Origin of the sequence: Peribacillus deserti, assembly GCF_002863585.1 — a bacterium.
Taxonomy (GTDB): Bacteria; Bacillota; Bacilli; order Bacillales; family DSM-1321; genus Paraperibacillus; species Paraperibacillus deserti_A.
Genome location: NZ_PGUY01000028.1, coordinates 27,020 through 48,912, shown reverse-complemented (window position 1 = coordinate 48,912; position 21,893 = coordinate 27,020). Strand labels below are relative to the sequence as shown.

Annotated in this window: 20 protein-coding genes; 18 read left to right on the top strand and 2 right to left on the bottom strand. The window is 43.4% G+C overall.

Annotation, left to right across the window (positions count from 1 at the left end; all coding sequences use genetic code 11):
- Positions 1–2 precede the first annotated feature (2 nt).
- The 5 genes from pknB to spoVM all read left to right on the top strand — a co-directional run bounded on the left by pknB (position 3) and on the right by spoVM (position 4,471).
- On the top strand, positions 3–1,997 hold the full coding sequence (gene pknB, locus CUU66_RS09595; protein WP_101641497.1) for a Stk1 family PASTA domain-containing Ser/Thr kinase: 1,995 nt from the start codon (positions 3–5) through the stop codon (positions 1,995–1,997).
- Between the two features lie 54 nt (positions 1,998–2,051).
- Positions 2,052–2,933, top strand: a complete 882-nt coding sequence (gene rsgA / locus CUU66_RS09590; RefSeq protein ID WP_101641496.1) for a ribosome small subunit-dependent GTPase A — start codon at positions 2,052–2,054, stop codon at positions 2,931–2,933.
- Positions 2,934–2,938: 5 nt separating this feature from the next.
- Complete coding sequence (gene rpe, locus CUU66_RS09585) at positions 2,939–3,586, top strand: ribulose-phosphate 3-epimerase (protein WP_101641494.1); 648 nt, start codon at positions 2,939–2,941, stop codon at positions 3,584–3,586.
- Between the two features lie 67 nt (positions 3,587–3,653).
- Positions 3,654–4,307: a thiamine diphosphokinase gene (locus CUU66_RS09580; RefSeq protein WP_101641493.1), complete on the top strand. Its 654-nt coding sequence runs from the start codon at positions 3,654–3,656 to the stop codon at positions 4,305–4,307.
- An 83-nt stretch (positions 4,308–4,390) separates the two neighbouring features.
- A complete protein-coding gene (gene spoVM, locus CUU66_RS09575; RefSeq protein WP_101641492.1) occupies positions 4,391–4,471 on the top strand; it encodes a stage V sporulation protein SpoVM in 81 nt (26 codons plus the stop codon).
- A gap of 895 nt (positions 4,472–5,366) precedes the next feature.
- Here spoVM and rpmB read toward each other — a convergent pair.
- Complete coding sequence (gene rpmB / locus CUU66_RS09565) at positions 5,367–5,555, bottom strand: 50S ribosomal protein L28 (RefSeq protein WP_101641490.1); 189 nt, start codon at positions 5,553–5,555, stop codon at positions 5,367–5,369.
- Between the two features lie 255 nt (positions 5,556–5,810).
- Between rpmB and CUU66_RS09560 the strand changes: the two genes are divergently transcribed.
- The 5 genes from CUU66_RS09560 to recG all read left to right on the top strand — a co-directional run bounded on the left by CUU66_RS09560 (position 5,811) and on the right by recG (position 11,682).
- Positions 5,811–6,173, top strand: a complete 363-nt coding sequence (locus CUU66_RS09560; protein WP_101641489.1) for an Asp23/Gls24 family envelope stress response protein — start codon at positions 5,811–5,813, stop codon at positions 6,171–6,173.
- A 16-nt stretch (positions 6,174–6,189) separates the two neighbouring features.
- Positions 6,190–7,872 carry a DAK2 domain-containing protein gene (locus tag CUU66_RS09555; protein WP_101641488.1) on the top strand — a complete coding sequence of 561 codons (1,683 nt, stop codon included), beginning with the start codon at positions 6,190–6,192 and terminating at the stop codon, positions 7,870–7,872.
- A 197-nt stretch (positions 7,873–8,069) separates the two neighbouring features.
- Entirely contained in the window at positions 8,070–8,732 is a 663-nt protein-coding gene (gene sdaAB, locus CUU66_RS09550) for an L-serine ammonia-lyase, iron-sulfur-dependent subunit beta (protein WP_101641487.1), read from the top strand.
- A 15-nt stretch (positions 8,733–8,747) separates the two neighbouring features.
- Positions 8,748–9,641 (top strand): L-serine ammonia-lyase, iron-sulfur-dependent, subunit alpha, encoded by an 894-nt coding sequence (gene sdaAA, locus CUU66_RS09545; protein ID WP_101641485.1) that lies wholly within the window; start codon positions 8,748–8,750, stop codon positions 9,639–9,641.
- Entirely contained in the window at positions 9,634–11,682 is a 2,049-nt protein-coding gene (recG, locus tag CUU66_RS09540) for an ATP-dependent DNA helicase RecG (RefSeq protein ID WP_142383714.1), read from the top strand. The genes sdaAA and recG overlap by 8 nt, the downstream gene beginning before the upstream one ends.
- 384 nt (positions 11,683–12,066) lie before the next feature.
- Here the strand turns inward: recG and CUU66_RS09535 are convergent, their stop codons facing one another.
- Positions 12,067–12,264, bottom strand: coding sequence for a hypothetical protein (locus CUU66_RS09535; RefSeq protein ID WP_142383713.1), 198 nt, complete (start codon positions 12,262–12,264; stop codon positions 12,067–12,069).
- A gap of 420 nt (positions 12,265–12,684) precedes the next feature.
- On the opposite strand from CUU66_RS09535, the gene fapR reads away from it, so the two are divergent.
- The 8 genes from fapR (at position 12,685) to ftsY (ending at position 21,828) form a co-directional block, all read left to right on the top strand.
- Positions 12,685–13,260 carry a transcription factor FapR gene (gene fapR / locus CUU66_RS09530; RefSeq protein ID WP_101641482.1) on the top strand — a complete coding sequence of 192 codons (576 nt, stop codon included), beginning with the start codon at positions 12,685–12,687 and terminating at the stop codon, positions 13,258–13,260.
- Position 13,261: 1 nt separating this feature from the next.
- On the top strand, positions 13,262–14,245 hold the full coding sequence (plsX, locus tag CUU66_RS09525; RefSeq protein WP_101641481.1) for a phosphate acyltransferase PlsX: 984 nt from the start codon (positions 13,262–13,264) through the stop codon (positions 14,243–14,245).
- An 18-nt stretch (positions 14,246–14,263) separates the two neighbouring features.
- Positions 14,264–15,211, top strand: coding sequence for an ACP S-malonyltransferase (gene fabD / locus CUU66_RS09520; protein WP_101641480.1), 948 nt, complete (start codon positions 14,264–14,266; stop codon positions 15,209–15,211).
- Positions 15,208–15,951, top strand: coding sequence for a 3-oxoacyl-[acyl-carrier-protein] reductase (fabG, locus tag CUU66_RS09515; protein ID WP_101641478.1), 744 nt, complete (start codon positions 15,208–15,210; stop codon positions 15,949–15,951). The genes fabD and fabG overlap by 4 nt, the downstream gene beginning before the upstream one ends.
- A gap of 90 nt (positions 15,952–16,041) precedes the next feature.
- Positions 16,042–16,275, top strand: coding sequence for an acyl carrier protein (locus tag CUU66_RS09510; protein WP_026692526.1), 234 nt, complete (start codon positions 16,042–16,044; stop codon positions 16,273–16,275).
- A 213-nt stretch (positions 16,276–16,488) separates the two neighbouring features.
- The gene (rnc, locus tag CUU66_RS09505) at positions 16,489–17,220 is read left to right on the top strand and encodes a ribonuclease III (RefSeq protein WP_101641477.1); all 732 of its coding nucleotides are present in this window, start codon (positions 16,489–16,491) and stop codon (positions 17,218–17,220) included.
- A gap of 36 nt (positions 17,221–17,256) precedes the next feature.
- Positions 17,257–20,823, top strand: coding sequence for a chromosome segregation protein SMC (gene smc, locus CUU66_RS09500; protein WP_101641476.1), 3,567 nt, complete (start codon positions 17,257–17,259; stop codon positions 20,821–20,823).
- Positions 20,824–20,838: 15 nt separating this feature from the next.
- Positions 20,839–21,828: a signal recognition particle-docking protein FtsY gene (ftsY, locus tag CUU66_RS09495; RefSeq protein ID WP_101641475.1), complete on the top strand. Its 990-nt coding sequence runs from the start codon at positions 20,839–20,841 to the stop codon at positions 21,826–21,828.
- The last annotated feature ends 65 nt before the right edge of the window (positions 21,829–21,893 follow it).

The window sequence follows — 21,893 nt, the reverse complement described above, 5'->3', positions numbered from 1 at the left end:
AAATGCTGATTGGAAAAAGAATCAGCGGCCGTTATAAAGTGTTAGAAATGATTGGCGGCGGTGGAATGGCAAATGTGTACCTTGCTAGAGATATGATCTTAGAGCGTGAGGTCGCATTGAAAATTCTGCGCATGGATTTTTCCAATGATGAAGAATTTATTAAGAGATTTAATAGAGAAGCACAGTCTGCTACTAGTTTAGCTCATCCGAATATTGTGAGTATCTATGATGTAGGGGTAGAGGATGATATTTACTATATCGTCATGGAATATGTGAAAGGCCTTACGCTTAAACAATACATACAGAGAAACTACCCGATCCCGGTTCAAAAAGCCTTGGATATTATGGAGCAGATCACTTCGGCTATTTCCCATGCCCATCAATATGGGATTATTCATAGAGATATAAAGCCTCAAAATATATTAATAGATGATCTCGGCAACGTGAAGATTACAGACTTTGGGATTGCTATGGCGCTCAGCTCTACAAGCATCACGCAGACGAATGCTGTACTTGGGTCGGTGCACTATCTTTCTCCAGAACAGGCCCGCGGAGGCATGGCGAATAAAACCTCAGACATTTATTCCCTTGGCATCGTGATGTTCGAATTGTTGACAGGCCGGCTGCCTTACTCAGGTGAATCAGCCATTTCCATTGCCTTGAAGCATTTGCAATCCAATATGCCGTCACCGAAAAGGTGGGTTCCTGATTTGCCGCAGAGCGTGGCGAATATAGTCCTTAAAGCGAGCTCAAAGGATTCCTATTACCGGTATCCCAGCGCGGATGAAATGCTTGAAGACCTCAGGACAGCTCTAAGTCCAAGCCGGAAAAATGAGCCGCCGTTCTTTGTACCTGAGGACCAGGATGCAACTAAGGCCATCCCGGTCATAACAAAGGAACACACTGGAAATGACCTGGATGAAACCTTGATCATGGGAGTCGACAAGGAACCTAAGAGTGAAGGGAAACCTGAAAAAAAAGAGAAAAAGAAGAAGGAGAAAAAAGATCAGGCTAAAAAGAGGAAGAAGTGGCCGATTGTTTTAGTATCTACATTTGTGTTTCTTGCTCTTTTGGGAGTCCTGACTGTTACGGTGCTTCCGAAAATGATGGAGCCGAAGGAAGTGAAGGTACCGGATATTAGAGGGGAAAATCTCGCTGACTCAATGTCCATTCTTAATGATAAAGGATTTAAAGTAGGGGATACAATCGAAGTCGAGGACGACGAGGTAGCTGTCAATCATGTGATTAAAACAGAACCTAAAATCGGGAGCAAAGTAAAAGAAGGCAGCACTATAGATCTTTCTGTAAGCAGCGGAAAGAAACAAATTACGCTCACGAATTATGAGGACCGTAATATCGATGATGTAAAGCCGCTTGTTGAAGAATTGGGGTTCAAAGATCCTGACATTAAATATGAATCAAATGATAGTCCAGCAGGTACCATTCTGGACCAGTCTCCTGAGCCTAATATGAAAGTGGCTCCTTCTGATACACAGCTGACTTTTACCGTAAGCTCGGGCCCAGAAAAAATCACTTTAAAGGATCTCTCTGATTATAGCGAACAAACCCTTAACGAATATGCAGAAAATAATGGGTTATTCATTCATAAACAAGGGGAAGAGTATAGTGATAAGGTAGAAAAGGGACATGTTAAGTCACAGGAGCCAGAAGCTAATACTCAGGTTGATAAGGGAAGTACTATTAAAGTCATAATATCCAGAGGCAAAAAGGAACTTCCTCCTAAAACGGTTACTAAGGAAATTACGATTGAATACAATCCTCAAGTCGAAGGCCAGGCTCAGGAGGTTCAAGTCCTTATACAGGATATGAACCATACCATGACTACACCTTTTGATAAGTTTACGATAACTGAAACCACCAAGAAAAGTTACGAATTCACGATAGGCCCCACTACAGAGGCCGGATACAAAGTAATCGTCGACAATTCCGTTTCTCAGGATAAGACATTCACGTATGAAAATGCAGAACAGGAATAGTTTGATACTGACCTTTGAAATAAGCTTTTAAGTTAGGAAACAAGGAGTGAAAATATGCCAGCAGGCAAAATAGTCAAGGCTCTGAGCGGGTTTTATTACGTACTCGATGGAGAACAACTCATACAATGCCGGGGCAGAGGAACGTTTAGAAAAGATAAAATCACTCCGCTTGTCGGAGATGAAGTCGTTTACCAGGCTGATAATGACAAAGAGGGTTATGTTTTAGAAATAAAGGAAAGACATAATGAACTGATTCGGCCGCCAATTGCCAATGTAGATCAGGCAATCCTAGTTTTTTCGGCCGTGGAACCGAATTTCAGTACAGTCTTATTAGACCGCTTTTTAGTTTTGATTGAATTTAATCATATTAAACCGATCATCTGTATTACTAAAGTGGATCTTTTAGAAGAAACGGCAAAAAAAGAGATTGATCAATTTATTGAGGAATACTCAAATATGGGGTACCCCGTTCTTGCAACATCATCAGTGACACAGGAAGGGATTGACGTGCTTCTTCCATACCTCCATGGACAGACCAGTGTATTCGCTGGGCAGTCTGGTGTCGGCAAATCGACACTGCTCAATGCACTTCGTCCTGAATTGGAGCTGAAAACAAATGATATTTCGCAGCATCTAGGACGCGGGAAGCATACTACCAGGCATGTCGAGCTGATTCATATAGGAGACGGCCTAGTCGCAGACACTCCTGGATTTAGTTCATTGGAATTTACCGATGTAGAAGCAGAAGATCTAACGTTCTGCTTCCCGGATTTATTAGAACTCAGTGAAAGCTGTAAATTCAGGGGCTGCCTTCATGATAAAGAGCCAAAATGTGCAGTAAAAGCGGCATATGAAAATGGAGAACTGCCGCGTTATCGGTATGAACATTATCTAGAATTCTTACAGGAAATTAGAGACCGAAAGCCGAGGTATTAGTAGTTATGGTGAAAATTGCTCCATCTATTTTATCTGCCGATTTTTCAAGGCTGGGAGAAGAGATTAAGGACGTTGAAAGAGGAGGGGCCGATCTCATCCATATTGATGTGATGGACGGACATTTCGTTCCAAACATTACGATCGGCCCTTTAATTGTTGAGGCCGTACGCCCTATCACCAAGCTGCCTCTGGATGTCCACCTTATGATTGAAGATCCGGACAGATATATTGAGGCTTTTGCGGATGCGGGTGCAGATTATATTACTGTCCATGTTGAAGCGAGCCGGCATCTGCATAGAACGATCCAGCTGATTAAATCGTTAGGAGTCAAGGCTGGTGTAGTCCTTAATCCGTCAACTCCGGTTGATACCATTCAGCATATCATTGAAGATATCGATATGGTTCTCCTGATGTCAGTTAACCCAGGCTTTGGCGGCCAGTCCTTCATCCCTGGCGTCCTTTCTAAAATTAAACAAGTAAAGGAAATGGCTGCAGACTTAGGGGTGGCTATTGAGATTGAGGTAGATGGCGGGGTCAATGAACAAACTGCAAAGTTATGTATTGAGAATGGCGCGACCGTACTTGTTGCGGGATCAGCCGTATATAATCAGACAGACCGGGCTAAAGCCATTCAAGCTTTAAGGGCAGAGTAACGGAATTTGTTAACGGAGGCTGCAGCACAGCCTCCTTTTTTTATCAGATTCAAGAAAGGAACTTTTTATGATTATTTGTATTTTAGCAGGAGGCCCTTTGGAGCTGGTGCCCGATCTAAATCAATACAAAGACCGTCAAGATATAGTTTGGGCTGGAGTGGATCGCGGCGTTTATTCCCTGATCCGCATGGGTATCCAGCCGCACGAGGCGTTTGGAGATTTTGATTCTGTCAGCCCCGATGAGCTCCGTTTTCTGCAGGAGCACTTGGTTCATCTACATATTTATCCTTCCGAAAAGGATCAGACCGACCTGGAAATTGCCCTCGATTGGGCTGTGAAACAGAAACCAGAAAAAATCATCCTGTTTGGAGCAACCGGTGGGCGGGCAGACCACTACCTTGCCAATGTTCAGCTTCTCGCTCAGCGGGGTCTGCTTGACAATCCTGATACGCAGCTAATCCTAGAGGACAAAACCAATATTTTATATGTAAAAACTCCCGGTACCTTCCATGTATCAAGCCTGAGAGGTAAAAAATATATTTCATTTATCCCTCTGACACTTGAAGTGAACGGCATTACACTAAAGGGTTTCAAATACCCCCTCGAAAACAGGAATATTACTCTTGGCTCTACACTATGTATTAGTAATGAACTTCTTTATGAAGAAGGTACTTTTTCATTCGAGGAAGGCATATTATTGGTGGTAAGAAGCAGTGATTAAATCACTCTTATAAGAGGGATATCTCTTCCTATATCCGCTAATAAGTTGAATAATTTGTGTGAGATTTTATGAGGAGGGGCTTTATGAAATTTTATACGATTAAACTACCAAGATTCTTGGGCGGTTTGGTTAGGGCTTGCTTGGGGGTATTTAAAAAAGATTGACAGCAGCACTAATTATTTATCATTTTTACAGGTGAGCACCCTCTTAAGGTGGAAGGGGGTGTTTTTTTTGTTGCCGGGTCTACTCAGGAACTAATGGTGATGGCTTTAAGCATGATGTTTATATTAAAACATCATGCTGATTCACGTGTTTTTTGACGAAATGGATGTGAAAAGAGTTAAAAATCAGTTATTTTTAATTGAAAAGGGTGGCCCGAGTGATAAATTTATGGCGCTGAGGTAAGGAGGACCGGCGGGTTAGTCAGATATGAGGGGTAAACCGGAATTTAAGAGGGTAAATTGAAACTTATGAGGGGTAAACCCGGATTTAAGAGGGATAATCTAAATTTATAAGGACTAATAAAAATTCTGCAACCCGGAATTTAAGCTGCATGAAGATGAAATCCAGCTTTGAACTGAAACCTTCGGCCATAAGTCAAATGCCCAAAAGACAAGAGTGGCTTTTCGCTGCCGCTCGCCAATCAGCAAGTCTGCTTTATCGGGTGTCTGCTTTTCCACGAAGTTTGTAGTGTTCAATGAATAAATATCATCATTGAACATTAATAAAAACAGAAGGAATAGCACCGTTCTCCGCTTATGGTGTAATCCAGCTGCGAACTGACATCCTCGAGTCATAAGGCAAGCAGGCCATGGGAAGGAAGATCACTTCCCACGGCCTGCTTGCCTTATGTTTGGCTAACGCATAAGTGCGACTAAGCTTCTGTCTTCGCTACCGCTCGCCAATCAGCAAGTCTGCTTTATCGGCTGTCTGCCTTTTAATGAAATATTCTTTTAAATATATATACATCATCATTCAGCTAAAGCATTATCTCGCTTAAAAGGTACCGTTCTCCGCTTTATAAATAAAAAAGGCATCCTAAAATTGGATGCCGTTGTCTTATACGCGTTCTACTTTACCTGATTTAAGCGCTCTTGCAGAAACGTATACACGTTTAGGTTTACCGTCAACTAGAATACGAACTTTTTGAAGGTTTGCACCCCAAGTACGTTTGTTTGCGTTCATTGCGTGTGAGCGGCTGTTACCGGAACGAGTTCCTTTGCCAGTGATTACACATTTACGTGCCATGTTAATTTCCCTCCTTACTACGAACATGCTTAAGTTATTATACATTGTCTTAAGTCTTTAGAAACACTTTAATAATTTAACACACATATTCCAAGAATGCAATAGTTCTGGCATGCAGTTTCAAGAAAAATACCTTGACATATAGTTCGAACCCCTGCTTTATAATATAACTGGGCATACTTGGACTTTTAAATCTGCTGGTACTATAGTAAAATGGTCTGTAGCTAATGAGATTTTCAGGGAGGGGAAGATAATATGTCCATTGAGTTGAATACGAAATTCGGACAGATTGATATATCCAATGAAGTAATCGCTACAATTGCAGGCGGAGCGGCGATTGACTGTTACGGTATTGTGGGTATGGCTTCCAAGAAACAATTAAAAGACGGCATAGCTGAAATTCTGCGCAGAGAAAATTTTACCAAAGGTGTCATCGTGCGTCAGGAAAATGATCAGGTTCATATTGATATGTACATAATTGTAAGCTACGGAACGAAAATTTCCGAAATAGCTCATAATGTTCAATCTAAAGTGAAATATACCCTGGACAAAACTGCGGGACTTGAGTTGGATTCCGTCAATATTTATGTACAGGGAGTTCGTGTAACGAACCCTTAGTAAGGAGGAAACATTTGTGTCAATAACTAGCTTAGATGGAAAACGTTTTGCCGAGATGGTCTTAAAGGGTGCTAACAGCCTTTCGGCAAATGCAAAATATGTAGACGCATTGAACGTTTTTCCTGTTCCTGACGGGGACACTGGAACGAACATGAACCTGTCCATGACATCAGGGGCCAAAGAAGTAAGGAACAATGTGCAGGAGCATATTGGGAAGGTCGGAAGTGCCCTTGCGAAAGGATTGCTGATGGGTGCCCGCGGAAATTCAGGAGTTATTCTATCCCAGCTTTTCAGAGGATTTGCCAAAGCTATTGAAACCAAGCCTTTTATTAGCAGTGAAGAATTTGCCAAGGCGTTCGAGGCTGGAGTGGAGACTGCTTATAAAGCGGTCATGAAACCAGTGGAAGGGACAATTCTTACGGTAGCGAAGGACGCTGCCAAAGGGGCCGTTCAATCTGCGAAGGTTAATGAAGATATCATTAAAGTGATGGAAGATACTCTTAAAGAAGCAAAAGCATCTCTTAATAGAACACCTGATCTTCTCCCAGTTTTAAAGGAAGTTGGAGTTGTCGACAGCGGCGGCCAGGGTCTGGTTTTCGTGTATGAAGGTTTCCTTGCGGAATTAAAAGGAGAAGAAGTGCAAGGAACGCCGGCGTCTCATGCCACTATGGATGAAATGGTTAATGCAGAGCACCATAAATCTGTACAGGGTCACATGAATACGGAAGATATTGAGTTTGGCTACTGCACGGAGTTTATGGTCAAATTTGAAGAGGACAAACTTTCAAAAAATCCTTTTTCAGAAGAAGCGTTCAGAAATCATTTAAGCGGGTTTGGTGATTCTTTATTAGTGGTTTCTGACGAAGAAATAGTGAAGGTACACATTCACTCTGAACAGCCGGGTGAATGCCTGACTTATGGGCAAAACTTTGGAAGTCTGATCAAGATCAAGGTTGACAATATGCGCCAGCAGCATGAAGCCATTGTTGGCGAGACTCATACTCCATTAAAAGAGGCTGGAATAGCAGCACCAAAAGAAAAAGAAGATTTCGGAGTAGTATCGGTTGCAATGGGCTCAGGCATCTCTGATTTATTTAAGAGTATTGGTGCTAAATCGGTGATTGAAGGCGGCCAGACGATGAATCCAAGTACTGAGGATATTGTACAGGCTATTCGAGAGACCAATGCCCGCACGGTTATCATTTTGCCGAATAATAAAAACATTATCATGGCTGCGCAGCAGGCGGCAGAAGTGGCTGAAGATAAGGTCATTGTCATTCCTTCAAAGACTGTTCCTCAAGGAATGTCTGCACTATTAGCATTTAACCCGGCAGTATCACCGGAGGATAATGAAGCAAACATGACAGAAGCACTTGGACATGTAAAAACAGGACAGATCACATATGCTGTACGAGATACACAGATTGAAGGCCTTGACATAGCCACTGGGGATTTCATGGGTATTGAGGAAGGCAAAATTATCGTGAAGAACCAGGATAAGCTTCAAGCCGCTAAGGATCTATTAACGTCCATGATTGATGAGGATTCTGAAATCCTGACTGTCATTTACGGCGAAGAAACATCCAAAGAAGAAGTAGACCAGCTCCTTGCTTTTTGTGAAGAAACATTTGAAGATGTGGAAATTGAAGTTCATAATGGCAAACAGCCGTTATATTCATTCATTTTTTCAATCGAGTAAAACGAGTCAATTCTACAAAGAACACCATTATGCTAAACTTTGGGCGAAAAGGGTCTGGCTTACGCAGTCAGCCCTTTTTAATTTTGTAAAAAAACTTTCCTAATTCGGTTTTTTCCGTTATGATTTTCTTGGCTTCATTATTTTACATGGTTATGACGAATCCTATTGAAAGCTCTAAAGGAGGATTACAATATATTATGAAGTATAAAAGTGTCTTTGATATAATCGGTCCGATTATGATCGGCCCGTCAAGCTCCCATACAGCAGGTGCTGCCAGGATTGGCAGAATGGCAAGGAATTTACTCAATCGAGAGCCGAAATGGGCAGAGATTTCATTTTATGGTTCTTTTGCTAAAACGTACAAAGGTCATGGCACGGATGTGGCAATCGTGGGGGGCCTCCTGGATTTTGATACCTTTGACGAGCGGATCATCCATGCGCTGGATCTGGCAAAAGAAAAAGGAATAAAGATAACATTCTCTGAGGAGGATGCTATTACGGATCATCCTAATACAGCAAGAGTCCGTATCGGGGATGATCAGGGTGAACTCGAATTGGTTGGCATTTCAATTGGCGGAGGAAAAATCGAAATCATAGAACTCAATGGTTTTGAATTAAAACTTTCTGGCCATGAGCCCGCGATCCTGGTTGTTCATGAAGACCGATTTGGAGCGATTGCGAACGTAGCAAACGTTTTAGCAAAACATGAAATTAACATTGCTCATATGGATGTTTCACGAAAAGAAAAAGGAAAAATGGCATTGATGACGATTGAAGTTGATCAAAATATTGAGCAGGCTGTATTGGACGAAATAACAGCGCTTCCAAATATAATGAAGGTTACTAAAATTGTTGATTAAGAGAGGGTGATCCCTATGTTCAGGAACGTAGCAGAATTAATAGAATTAGCAGAAAGCCAGGGGAAAAAGATTTCTCAGATAATGATAGAGCAGGAAATGGAAGTAACAGGCCGGACCCGTGACCAGGTCATCGGGCTGATGGATAAAAATCTGGAAGTCATGGAAAAGGCAATCGAAAGAGGCTTAGTTGGAGTACACTCGCATTCAGGCTTAACTGGCGGCGATGCAGTCCTGCTTCAGGAATATATTAAAAAAGGAAACTTTCTTTCTGGCGAAATCATTTTGGATGCCGTAAGCAAAGCTGTTGCTACAAATGAAGTGAATGCAGCAATGGGCACTATTTGTGCTACACCCACTGCAGGGTCTGCGGGTGTTGTGCCGGGTACATTATTTGCGGTTAAAAATAAATTAAATCCTTCCAGAGAGCAAATGATCGATTTCTTATTTGTTTCAGGCGCATTTGGCTTTGTTGTCGCAAACAATGCCTCCATTTCCGGAGCAGCAGGCGGTTGCCAGGCTGAGGTGGGGTCCGCCGCAGGAATGGCTGCAGCTGCCATAGTGGAAATTGCAGGAGGCACTCCAGCTCAAAGTGCAGAGGCGATGGCGATCACTCTTAAAAACATGCTGGGCCTTGTTTGTGATCCGGTTGCCGGCCTTGTAGAAGTTCCTTGCGTTAAAAGAAATGCCATGGGCGCTGCAAATGCAATGATCGCTGCCGATATGGCACTCGCAGGCATAACCAGCCGTATTCCGTGTGACGAAGTAATAGATGCGATGTATAAAATCGGGCTGTCCATGCCAGTTGGATTAAGAGAAACTGCCCAGGGCGGCCTAGCTGCAACTCCGACAGGCAGAGAACTGGAAGCTAAAATCTTCGGAATCTCACTGGATGTTAAGAAAAGTGAATGATATAAACATACTTCCAGTAACCTCAGTTAAAGGAATCGGCGGGGAAACTGCACTAGCATTAAATGACATGGGCATCCACAGTGTAATGGATTTGTTTGAGCACTTCCCTTATCGTTATGAGGATTACCGACTGAAGGACTTAGCTGAAGTAGCACATGATGAGAGGGTAACTGTGGAAGGAGTTGTGCACAGCTTGCCTTCTCTTACTTATTTCGGGCGGAAAAAGTCGAAGCTTACCATCAGGATCCTAGTAGGCAGATATTTAATAACCGGTGTTTTTTTTAATCAGCCATATCTGAAAAATAAGTTCGCTATTAATCAAGAAATCACTGTAACCGGTAAGTGGGATAAACATCGCCAGACCATTACGATTTCAGAGCATAAGGCAGGGACAGAAAAAAGGACGAACGAATTCGAACCAGTGTACACCGTAAAGGGAGACTTGACGGTAAAAGGGTTCAGGCGCTATCTCGCGGCTGCATTTAAGGAGTTCGGAAATGATATAACGGAAATACTTCCTGATTATATGTTAAAAGAATACAAACTCATGAATAGAAGAGATGCCCTGCGTTCGCTTCACTTTCCCTTAAGCGACCAAGATCTTAAGCATTCAAGAAGACGTTTTGTCTATGAGGAATTTCTATTATTCCAGCTCAAAATGCAGGCGATTAGGAAGGTTCAAAGAGAACAATCCATGGGGAGCACACAGAAGTATGATCTTCAGAAGCTCAAAGGCTTTATTGACTGCCTGCCGTTTCCGTTAACCCATGCACAAAAAAGAGTGGTTAATGAAATTTTAGCGGATATGAAATCACCCTACCGGATGAACAGGCTTCTGCAAGGTGATGTGGGCTCAGGTAAGACTGTTGTTTCAGCGATCGCTTTGTTTGCAGCACACAGTGCCGGGTACCAGGGGGCTCTAATGGTACCGACCGAAATCCTTGCAGAGCAGCACTCCGCTTCATTGATGGAAATGCTGGAGCCGCATGGAGTAACGACGGCTTTATTAACCAGTTCTGTGAAAGGGAAGAAAAGAAGAGAAATCCTTGAAAGGCTGGCGAACGGTGAAATTCACATTCTGATCGGTACTCATGCCCTTATCCAGGAAGAAGTGAATTTTCAAAAACTTGGGTTGGTGATAACGGATGAGCAGCATCGATTCGGAGTGGAACAAAGGCGGATCCTCCGGGAAAAAGGGGAAAGCCCCGATGTATTATTCATGACCGCCACTCCTATCCCGCGGACACTTGCTATTACGGCCTTCGGTGAAATGGATGTTTCTATCATTGACGAGATGCCAGCAGGAAGAAAGGCGATAGAAACGTACTGGACCAAGCATGATACATTAGATCGCGTACTTGGCTTTATGGAAAAAGAGTTAAGACAAGGCAGACAGGCATATGTGATATGCCCGCTCATTGAAGAATCAGAAAAGCTGGACCTGCAGAATGCGCTGGATGTCCATGCTGCCTTGACACAATATTTTCAAAATCGGTTTCATGTCGGGCTGATGCATGGGAAACTTCACTCCAGCGAAAAAGACCTGGTCATGCGGGAATTCAGCGAGAACAACATCCAGGTACTGGTTTCTACGACCGTTGTAGAAGTAGGGGTGAATGTCCCGAATGCAACCCTAATGGTGATCTATGATGCAGAACGCTTCGGGCTTTCCCAGCTCCATCAGCTCAGGGGAAGGGTAGGCCGCGGGAGTGACCAGTCCTACTGTATCCTCATTGCTGATCCCAAAAATGAAGTCGGCAAAGAAAGAATGAAAATCATGTCTGAAACCAATGACGGATTCGTCCTGTCGGAAAAAGATTTAGAGTTGAGGGGACCTGGTGATTTCTTCGGCAAAAAACAAAGCGGAGTCCCTGAATTTAAAATGGCCGATATGGTCCACGATTACAGAGCTCTCGAAGTGGCCAGGAATGACGCAGCTTCGCTGGTAAACTCAGAAGCATTCTGGAAAGAAGACCAGTTTAAATACTTGAGAGAATCCCTCGTTAAAGCTGGAGTGCTTTCTGGGGAAAAATTAGATTAATTAAGCAGCTTATTCTCATTATCCATTTGAGCGGTATAGTCATGCCGGCAAATGGTGGCGGGGGTGAGCTGTTTTTTGTTGTGTGTGCCGCTGGCAATTATAAAGTGAAAATAGTATGTTTTCTTAAACTGCGTCTATCATATGAGTGTACCCATTTTAGCAAACGAATCTTTCCGTCATAAAATGATACTCACTCTTAAAAAAAAGATGTCACTCTTAAATTTGAATTTCCACTCTTAAATATCTGAACTCCACTCTTAAATTTCAAATCACACTCTTAATAATTAAATCACACTCTCAAAGGTAAAATGCAGGCTGATTTTGTAATGAATTTAATTTACAGAGGGCCAATCAGACTATTTGAATTAGGACAGACACCTTCGGTTATAAGCCAATCGCCATCAAAAGGCAAGAACTGCCTTTCGCTGCCGCTTTTCTAATGCCTGTCAGGTATCTGACTTTCAATTCATACGGTCTTTTAAATTGGTTTTTCGGTTCATGGTTCTTTCTATACTTCTTCTGTGAAAGGCACCGTCCTCCGCTTTTAGTGGTATCCAGCTGCGGACTGACACCTTCGGTCATAAGCCAATCGCCATCAAAAGCCTTTCGCTGCCGTTTTCTTATGCCTTTCAGGTGTCTGCCTTCCACAGTATTTACAATTATTGCTATAGGGAGTTCTTCATTGTACTTTTACTTAGTTATATTTGAAGGCACCGTCCTCCGCTTCTAGTGGTATCCAGCTGCAAGCTGAGACATTCGAGTCATAAGCCAATCAGTCCATGAGAAGAAAGAGCGCTTCTCACGGCCTGCTAGTCTTATGCTTTTCAGGTCTCTGCCTTCTTAGTAGTTTTATTGTCTACGCTTGGACGGATCTACATTGATAACTAAAACTAATTAAAGTTAGAAGGCACCGCTTTCCGCTTTTATAATTGCATTCTTTCTCTCCTATATATATACTACTATTAGTACCTAGTCATAATAGTTCGGATGGTGACGGTTTGGATGCGACGTAGTAAAAAGGAGCGCCAGCAGATGCTGGTGGAGACTATTGGGGAGAATCCGTTTGTAACTGATGAGGAACTGGCTGATAAGTTTGCAGTTAGTGTGCAGACGATTCGGCTAGACCGGCTTGAATTATCGATACCCGAGCTGCGGGAACGAATTAAGAGTGTGGCTGAGAACCATTTAAGTGATGAAATTAAAGCCTTGCCAATTGATGAAATTATCGGTGAGATTATTGATATAGAGTTAGATCACAATGCTATTTCTATTTTTGATGTGAAGCACGAGCATGTGTTTAAGAGAAATGGCATTGCCAGGGGCCATCATCTGTTTGCGCAAGCAAACTCTCTTGCGGTTGCTGTTATTAATGATGAATTGGCTTTGACAGCGAAAGCCCATATTCATTTCACACGGCAGGTAAGGGAACATGAGCGTGTAGTGGCAAAAGCGCGGGTAACGGATGTAGGCGCTTCTGGCAGAACGCTGGTTGAAGTAAAGAGTTTTGTAGGCCATGAGATGGTATTTAAGGGCCAGTTTGAAATGTACCGCTCTAATCTTGACGAAAAGGATGTATAATATGAGGATTTCGATTGACGCCATGGGCGGGGACCATGCTCCGAAGGAAATTGTACTAGGCGCCGTTAAAGCTGTCCAGACCTTCCCGGATATCACGATTCAGCTATACGGGAATGAAGGAGCGATACGTGAGCATCTTACAACTAACGAGCGCATTGAAATTATTCATGCAGATGAAGAAATTCTGCCTACGGACGAGCCAGTACGGGCTGTCCGGAGAAAGAAGAACTCTTCAATGGTGCTTGCTGCCCAGGCTGTGAGCGACGGAAGGGCGGACGCATGTATTTCGGCAGGGAATACTGGGGCCTTAATGGCTGCAGGGCTTTTTGTTGTCGGCCGGATTGAGGGGATTGAGAGGCCGGCCCTATCGCCTACGCTTCCAACGATAGACGGAACAGGCTTTGTTCTTCTTGACGTCGGAGCGAATGCCGATGCGAAACCAGAACATTTAGTGCAGTATGCTTTTATGGGATCGGCTTATGCCGAAAAGGTACGCGGGATTGCCAAGCCCCGAGTCGGCCTGCTTAATATCGGCACTGAAGAGAAAAAAGGGAATGAGCTGACGAGACAGGCATTTCTTTTATTAAAAGATACAAATTTAAATTTCGTCGGCAATGTGGAAGCCAGGGACTTGCTTGATGGTGTTGCAGATATTGTTATTACGGATGGGTTCACAGGCAATATGGTCCTTAAAACTATAGAAGGCACTGCCCTTGGCATGTTTACCATGTTGAAAACGGCACTGATGAGCAATCTGAAAAGCAAGCTTGCTGCTGGTGTGTTAAAACCGGAATTTAAACAGCTGAAAAATAAATTAGATTACTCCGAGTACGGAGGGGCAGGGTTATTCGGATTAAAGGCACCCGTCATTAAAGCTCACGGTTCTTCTGATGCGAACGCCATTTACAATGCAGTGCGGCAGGCAAGGGAAATGGTACAGAATGACGTGAGCGGCACTATCCGTTCCATGATAGAGAGACCATAGCAGACAGGAGGATTTTTTATGGGTAAAATAGCGTTTGTCTTCCCGGGACAAGGTTCACAGGCAGCAGGCATGGGGAAAGAGATGTACGAAAGCCATGAACAGGCACAAAAGATATTTGACGAAGCAGATAAGAAATTAGGCTTACCGCTGACACAGTTAATCTTTAATGGGCCTCAGGAAGAACTGACAAAAACAACGAATGCACAGCCTGCATTATTAACAGTTAGTACAGCCATTCTAGAAGTGCTGAAGGATGCAGGCATAAGCCCTGATTTTACAGCAGGCCACAGTCTGGGCGAGTATTCTGCTCTTGTGGCATCCGGTGCACTTTCTTACAGCGATGCGGTTTACGCGGTGCGTAAAAGAGGCGAATTCATGGAGGAAGCTGTGCCGAATGGACAGGGTTCTATGGCAGCGGTACTTGGCATGGATCGCGAAAAACTTGCCTCTGTTACAGAGACCGTTACCAGCGAAGGTCATTCTGTTCAGTTGGCCAACATCAACTGTCCAGGCCAGATTGTAATTTCCGGAACAGCTGAAGGAGTCCTGAAGGCAGGGGAGCTTGCTAAGGAACAGGGTGCTAAAAGGGTGATTCCTTTAGAAGTGAGCGGACCGTTCCACTCTGAGTTAATGCAGCCGGCTGCTGATAGATTTAAAGAAATTCTTGAAAACATACATATTTCAGAGGCGGATGTGCCTGTCATTTCAAATGTTACTTCAAAACCGATGACATCCCCGGATGAAATAAAAGGGCGCTTAATTGAGCAGTTGTATTCACCGGTCCTATGGGAGGATTCCGTGCGGACGATGCTGGCTTCCGGAGTGGATACATTTATCGAGATCGGTCCGGGCAAAGTTTTATCCGGCTTAATTAAAAAAATTGACCGCCAAGCTAAAGTGTATGCTATCAGCGATTCAGAAACATTAGGAAAAACGCTGGAAGCGTTAAGGGGGAATACTGAATGAAATTAGCAGATAAGAATGTGCTGATCACCGGTGCCTCTCGGGGAATCGGCAGAGAAATTGCTCTTGAAATGGCAAGGGCCGGCGCGAACGTTGCTGTTAACTATGCTGGAAGTGAAGCAAAGGCGCTTGAAGTAGTTGAAGAAATTAAGGCTATGGGCAGAGATGCTTTTGCCATTCAATGTGATGTTTCAAATGCGGAAGCTGTAAGTGATATGGTTAAGCAGACAACTGAGCGATTCGGCAGAGTAGATATCCTCGTCAACAATGCCGGTATCACGAAAGATAATCTGTTAATGCGGATGAAGGAAGATGAATGGGACGATGTGATCAACATCAACCTGAAGGGTGTCTTCTTATGTACCAAGGCTGTATCACGTCCGATGATGAAGCAGAGATCCGGGCGTATTATTAATGTAGCTTCCATCGTTGGTGTAAGCGGGAACGCTGGCCAGGCGAATTATGTGGCTGCAAAGGCTGGAGTCATCGGATTGACAAAAACTTCAGCAAAAGAGCTTGCACCAAGAGGAATTTTGGTTAATGCTCTGGCTCCAGGGTTTATTTCTACAGATATGACTGATAAACTAACGGAAGAAACAAAGAATGCGATGCTTGCGCAGATTCCGCTGGCAAGACTTGGAGATCCCTCTGATATAGCAAAAGTGGCGGTTTTCCTGGCATCGGATGACAGTGCGTATATGACAGGGCAGACACTTCATGTGGATGGCGGCATGGTCATGTAAAAAAACTCAGGTAAATCCTTTTTCTTGCCCAAATAAGGATTTATTATTTAAACAAAATACTCTATAATGACTTGAGGGGAGGTGAATAATATGGCAGAAGTACTTGAACGCGTAACAAAGATTGTCGTTGACCGTTTAGGAGTCGATGAGTCAGAAGTAAAACTCGAAGCTTCTTTCAAAGACGATCTTGGTGCCGATTCCCTTGATGTAGTTGAGTTGGTTATGGAACTTGAAGATGAATTTGGAATGGAAATTTCAGATGATGACGCAGAAAAGATCGTCACAGTTGGAGACGCTGTGAATTACATACAAAGCACTATGTAATCCGGTTTCTAGAATGACTTAAGAAAGCTCCGTAAAATACGGAGCTTTCTTTCAAATTATCTGATAGTGTAGTGCTTTTATTCGCTTTTAAACGTTAAAAGTGAATAAAAGCACTACGTAACTTGGCTGCGGGCCAAGTTTCTTTGGTTTTTTACAAGCAATTATGGAAAATTAGTTATAAGGATTTGATTCTTTACATTGGCGGAGGATTCTATGAGAAGGAATGGCAGGAAATATAAAACATCATCAAAAGAGTTCATTTTTAAAAACTTTCAGGATCGGCTTGAAATACAGTTTACAAATGAACCGCTTTTAAAACAGGCATTTACCCATTCATCTTATGTGAATGAGCATCGCCGCAAGCCGTATGAGGATAATGAGAGGCTTGAGTTTTTAGGTGACGCTGTGCTCGAATTGACTGTTTCTAAATATTTGTTCAATAAATACGCGACCATGTCAGAGGGAGAACTTACTAAACTGCGTGCAGCTATTGTATGTGAACCATCTCTTGTCGGTTTTGCTAATGATCTTTCTTTTGGAGAAATGATCCTGCTCGGGAAAGGGGAAGAAATGACAGGAGGCCGCACAAGACCAGCGCTTCTGGCCGATGTTTTTGAAGCATTTATCGGCGCACTGTATTTGGATCAAGGCCTTGAAACAGTTGTGCAATTCTTAGAAAAGACAGTGTTCCCTAAAATCAATGAGGGTGCTTTTTCTCATGTGATGGACTATAAAAGTCAGCTGCAGGAGTTAATCCAGCGGGATGGTACAGGTAATCTGGAATATAAAATCCTGCATGAAAAAGGACCAGCCCATAACCGGGAGTTCGTTTCAACCGTATTATTAAGCGGTGAAGAGCTTGGAACTGGATCAGGCAGGTCTAAAAAGGAAGCGGAACAGCGGGCAGCACAGGAAGCACTTAGAAAATTAAAAGACAGCAAGTAATAGACATAAGAAATTTGACATAAAGGAGGAAATGGTATGTTCCTCAAAAGGTTGGACGTAGTAGGTTTTAAATCCTTTGCCGAACGGATAGGGGTAGAGTTTGTACCGGGTGTAACGGCGGTAGTGGGTCCGAACGGAAGCGGGAAGAGCAATATCATTGATGCCATTCGCTGGGTGCTGGGGGAGCAATCGGCTAAATCGCTTCGCGGCGGCAAGATGGAGGATATCATCTTTGCAGGAAGCGATTCCCGGAAAGCATTGAATTTTGCGGAAGTAACGCTGACTCTGGATAATGAAGAGCATTTCCTTCCGCTTGATTACCAGGAAATAAGTGTAACAAGAAGGGTGTTCCGATCAGGGGACAGTGAATTCTTTATCAATAAACAACCATGCCGGCTGAAAGATATTATTGACCTGTTTTTGGATTCCGGTCTCGGAAAAGAGGCATTCTCCATTATAAGCCAGGGGAAAGTCGAAGAAATATTGAGCAGCAAGCCTGAGGAAAGACGCTCTATATTTGAAGAGGCGGCTGGAGTGCTCAAGTATAAAAACAGGAAGAAAAAAGCTGAACATAAGTTATTCGAAACACAGGACAACCTGAACAGAGTGCAGGATATCATCCATGAGCTTGAAAGCCAGGTTGAGCCGTTAAAGATCCAGGCGTCCATAGCGAAGGAATACTTAGAGAAAAAAGAAGATTTGAAGCAATTCGAAGTGAGTTTAACCGTTCTTGAAATCGAATCGCTCCATAAAAAGTGGGAAAGCTTATCCCGTGAATACGAACAGCACAAAGACCTTGAACTGAAATCGAATGCGGAGCTTCAAAAGAAAGAAGCGCTGGTGGAACAGTGCTGGGATCAAATGACAGCTCTTGATGAATCGATTAATTCACTACAAGATGTACTGCTCCATGTAAGTGAGGAATTGGAGAAGCTGGAAGGACGCAAAGAGGTACTAAAGGAAAGAAAGAAAAATGCTGCCCAAAATAAAGAACAATTAGTAAAGGCAAAAGATGAGGCTTTTGAAAGGCTCCAAGTGTTAGATAAAGAAGAAAAAAACGAGAAACATTCCTTAACAGAGCTTGAAACAGCTACAAAAGAGCTGCAGATTCAATTGAACGAGAAACAAAAAGAAATGTCGCTGCTAAAAGTAAATATAGAAGAAACGATCGAGGCACTAAAAAGTGATTATATCGATTGGCTCAATAAGCAGGCTGCTGCGAAAAATGAGTATCAGCTTATCGAACAGCAGCTCCGCCAAGCTGGCACAAGAACCAGCCGGCTGGATGAAGAGAATGCGAAGCATCTGGCAGAGCGAACCAGGATTCATGAAATAAAGACCAGGCTTACTGGTGAATTAGCCGCACTTCAGACAATCATGGAAGAGCAGATCCATTCGTTCAGAAACCAGCAGCATAAATTAGAAAATCTGAAAAACAATTATCAAAAACAAGAAAAAACTCTTTACCAGGCTTTCCAATATCTTCAGCAGGCCAAATCCAGAAAAGAAATGCTTGAAGAAATGGAAGAAGATTATGCTGGGTTTTTCCAGGGTGTAAAGGAGATTCTAAAGGCTAAACACACGGTTCTCCAGGGGATCGAAGGTGCGGTGGCGGAGCTCGTCCAAGTGCCGAGGGAATACCAGACAGCCATTGAAATCGCCCTTGGCGGTGCTGCCCAGCACGTGGTTGTAGGGGATGAAGGACATGCAAGAAATGCCATCGGCTTCTTGAAGAAGAACTCCTATGGCCGGGCGACCTTTTTACCTATGACGGCAATTAGAGGGAAAACGATACCGTATTCTGTCATACAACAGCTGCAGGGTTCACCATCGTTTGTTGGGGCAGCGTCTTCCTTGATTTCCTATGACCCTAAATATGAGTCTGTAATAGGCAGCCTCTTAGGATCGATTGTGATCACGACCGATTTAAAAGGGGCAAATGAGCTTGCAAAGCTCACCGGCCACCGTTACCGGTTTGTTACTTTGGATGGAGATGTGGTAAATCCTGGAGGTTCGATGACCGGGGGAGCTGTTAAGCAGAAAAATGCTTCCCTTTTATCCAGAAAAGGAGAACTGGAAGACCTTAAGAATAAGCTTTTCGAAATGGAAGAAAAAACGTCCAAGCTTGAAAAGCATGTGAAGGTCTTGAAAAGTGATGTACAAGCGGAGGAGAATCACCTCGAGGAAATCCGTACAAACGGCGAAAAGCTCCGGCTTTCAGAGCAGTCCTTAAAAGGGGAAATCCGTGAGGTAGAGGTTCAGGAAAAGAATATAAATGACCGTCTTTCCGTTTACGATCTGGAAAAAATGTCAGCGCAGGAAGAAAAGGATGCAAGGACAAACCGCCTTCAGGAAGTCAATAAGCTGATTGCTTCCTGTGAGGAAGAGATCAGTGCGTTAAATGCTGAAATAACGATGCTGACTGAGCAAAAACAAAACCAGGCTGTCTCCCGGGAAGCTTTATCTGAGGAACTGAACGAGCTTAAAATTGAGCTGGCTACCAAGAAAGAACAGCTTCAGTATCAAAGAGATACGTTCAATAGAATTATTAAAGAGATAGCGAGCTTGAAAGAGAAATATGCGGAGTACTCTGAGGATCTGGCACTGCTGCAAAACGAAATGGAAAATGACTTCAGCGGAGAAAATCAGCTGGAGGAAGCGGCAAAGCTTAAGCTTCTAGAAAAGAATGAAACGATAAAGCTAATATCAGAGAGAAGGCAGGAAAGACTTAATCTCCATACCGCCCTGGAAGCTGATGAAACAGAATTGAAAGAACTGAAACGCCAGTATAAAGGGTTGACAGAAGCCCTTAAGGATGAAGAAGTTAAGCTTAACAGACTGGATGTAGAACTCGATAACAAGCTCGTACATCTGCAGAAAGAATATACACTGTCGTTTGAAGCTGCAAAAGAAAACCATCCGCTTGCGATCCCTGCTGAAGAGGCAAGGAAAAAAGTGAAGCTGATCAAAATGGCAATCGAAGAGCTCGAGCCGGTCAATATCGGGGCGATTGATGAATATGCAAGAGTTTCAGAAAGGTATGAATTTCTTCTGGAGCAAAAAAATGACCTGCAGGAAGCCAAGGATACTTTATTCCAGGTGATTGGTGAGATGGATGAAGAAATGAAACGAAGATTCCACTCTACTTTTTATGCTGTTAAAGATCAGTTCGCAGAGGTATTTCCGGCGCTGTTTGGAGGCGGAAGGGCCGAGCTGAAGCTGACCGATCCGCAAAATCTGCTTAGCACCGGCGTTGAGATTGTGGCCCAGCCCCCAGGAAAGAAGCTTCAGAATTTAGGGCTGCTATCAGGCGGAGAACGGGCGTTAACAGCTATTGCACTTTTATTTGCGATCTTAAAAGTAAGGCCAGTGCCATTCTGTATATTAGATGAGGTAGAAGCAGCTTTAGATGATGCAAACGTATATCGTTTCAGCCAGTACTTAAAGAAATTCAGCGAAGAAACTCAATTCATTGTGATCACACATAGAAAAGGTACAATGGAGGAAGCGGATGTCCTTTATGGTGTAACCATGCAGGAATCAGGAGTTTCTAAACTGGTATCTGTCAGACTGCACGAATCGAAGGAACTTGTTCAATCTTAATAAGGATGTGTTTACATGAGTTTTTTTAAAAAACTTAAGGATAAATTTACTTCACAGACAGATGCTGTCACGGATAAATTTAAAGAAGGACTTACAAAAACCCGTAATTCTTTTACCGGAAGAGTGAATGACCTAGTTGCACGCTATAGAAAAATAGATGAGGATTTCTTTGAAGAACTTGAAGAAATCCTTTTCCAGGCCGACGTTGGCTATGAAACGGTCGAGATACTTATTGATGAGCTGAAGATGGAAGTGAAGCGGAAGAACATCCAGGATCCTGCAGAGGTACAGTCAGTGATCTCAGAAAAACTGGTCGAGATCTATGAAGGAAAAGGATCAGCTTCTGCAGACCTGAACATGCAGGGGGACAGCTTAACAGTGATTCTGTTCGTAGGTGTGAATGGAGTCGGTAAAACAACGACGATCGGGAAACTCGCCCATCGTTTTAAGCAGGAGGGCAAAAAAGTCATCCTTGCAGCGGGAGATACCTTCCGCGCCGGCGCCATAGAGCAGCTGGAGGTCTGGGGTGACCGTGCAGGCGTTGAGGTTGTGAAACAGGCGGCCGGATCCGATCCTGCTGCCGTGATGTATGATTCTCTGCAGGCCGCTAAAGCGCGGGGTGCCGATGTGCTTCTCTGCGATACAGCCGGGCGCCTTCAAAATAAGGTCAATCTTATGAAGGAGCTTGAAAAGGTAAAGAGAGTCATTGAAAGAGAAATTCCCGGGGCACCGCATGAAGTATTGCTTGTATTGGATGCAACCACCGGACAAAATGCTTTGATTCAGGCCAAAACCTTCAAAGAAGCAACAAATGTTACAGGGATTGTCCTGTCGAAACTCGACGGAACAGCTAAGGGGGGGATTGTCCTGGCGATCCGAAACGAGCTGGAAATACCGGTCAAGCTTGTCGGCCTAGGCGAAAAAATGGACGATCTCCAAGATTTTGATGCTGAGAAGTATGTCTACGGTTTATTTGCGAATTTGATTGATAAAGAAGAAGAATAAAAATAAGTTTGCCAGCAGCACCCTTCCGTCTACGGAGGGTGTTTTTTAAAGGCTGCTTTCGCAAA

Coding starts and splice junctions, on each gene's coding strand:
- pknB (WP_101641497.1), top strand. CDS start 3: ATGCTGATTGGAAAAAGAATCAGCGGCCGTTATAAAGTGTTAGAAATG.
- rsgA (WP_101641496.1), top strand. CDS start 2,052: ATGCCAGCAGGCAAAATAGTCAAGGCTCTGAGCGGGTTTTATTACGTA.
- rpe (WP_101641494.1), top strand. CDS start 2,939: ATGGTGAAAATTGCTCCATCTATTTTATCTGCCGATTTTTCAAGGCTG.
- CUU66_RS09580 (WP_101641493.1), top strand. CDS start 3,654: ATGATTATTTGTATTTTAGCAGGAGGCCCTTTGGAGCTGGTGCCCGAT.
- spoVM (WP_101641492.1), top strand. CDS start 4,391: ATGAAATTTTATACGATTAAACTACCAAGATTCTTGGGCGGTTTGGTT.
- rpmB (WP_101641490.1), bottom strand. CDS start 5,555: ATGGCACGTAAATGTGTAATCACTGGCAAAGGAACTCGTTCCGGTAAC.
- CUU66_RS09560 (WP_101641489.1), top strand. CDS start 5,811: ATGTCCATTGAGTTGAATACGAAATTCGGACAGATTGATATATCCAAT.
- sdaAB (WP_101641487.1), top strand. CDS start 8,070: ATGAAGTATAAAAGTGTCTTTGATATAATCGGTCCGATTATGATCGGC.
- sdaAA (WP_101641485.1), top strand. CDS start 8,748: ATGTTCAGGAACGTAGCAGAATTAATAGAATTAGCAGAAAGCCAGGGG.
- CUU66_RS09535 (WP_142383713.1), bottom strand. CDS start 12,264: ATGACCGAAGGTGTCAGTCCGCAGCTGGATACCACTAAAAGCGGAGGA.
- fapR (WP_101641482.1), top strand. CDS start 12,685: ATGCGACGTAGTAAAAAGGAGCGCCAGCAGATGCTGGTGGAGACTATT.
- plsX (WP_101641481.1), top strand. CDS start 13,262: ATGAGGATTTCGATTGACGCCATGGGCGGGGACCATGCTCCGAAGGAA.
- fabD (WP_101641480.1), top strand. CDS start 14,264: ATGGGTAAAATAGCGTTTGTCTTCCCGGGACAAGGTTCACAGGCAGCA.
- fabG (WP_101641478.1), top strand. CDS start 15,208: ATGAAATTAGCAGATAAGAATGTGCTGATCACCGGTGCCTCTCGGGGA.
- CUU66_RS09510 (WP_026692526.1), top strand. CDS start 16,042: ATGGCAGAAGTACTTGAACGCGTAACAAAGATTGTCGTTGACCGTTTA.
- rnc (WP_101641477.1), top strand. CDS start 16,489: ATGAGAAGGAATGGCAGGAAATATAAAACATCATCAAAAGAGTTCATT.
- smc (WP_101641476.1), top strand. CDS start 17,257: ATGTTCCTCAAAAGGTTGGACGTAGTAGGTTTTAAATCCTTTGCCGAA.
- ftsY (WP_101641475.1), top strand. CDS start 20,839: ATGAGTTTTTTTAAAAAACTTAAGGATAAATTTACTTCACAGACAGAT.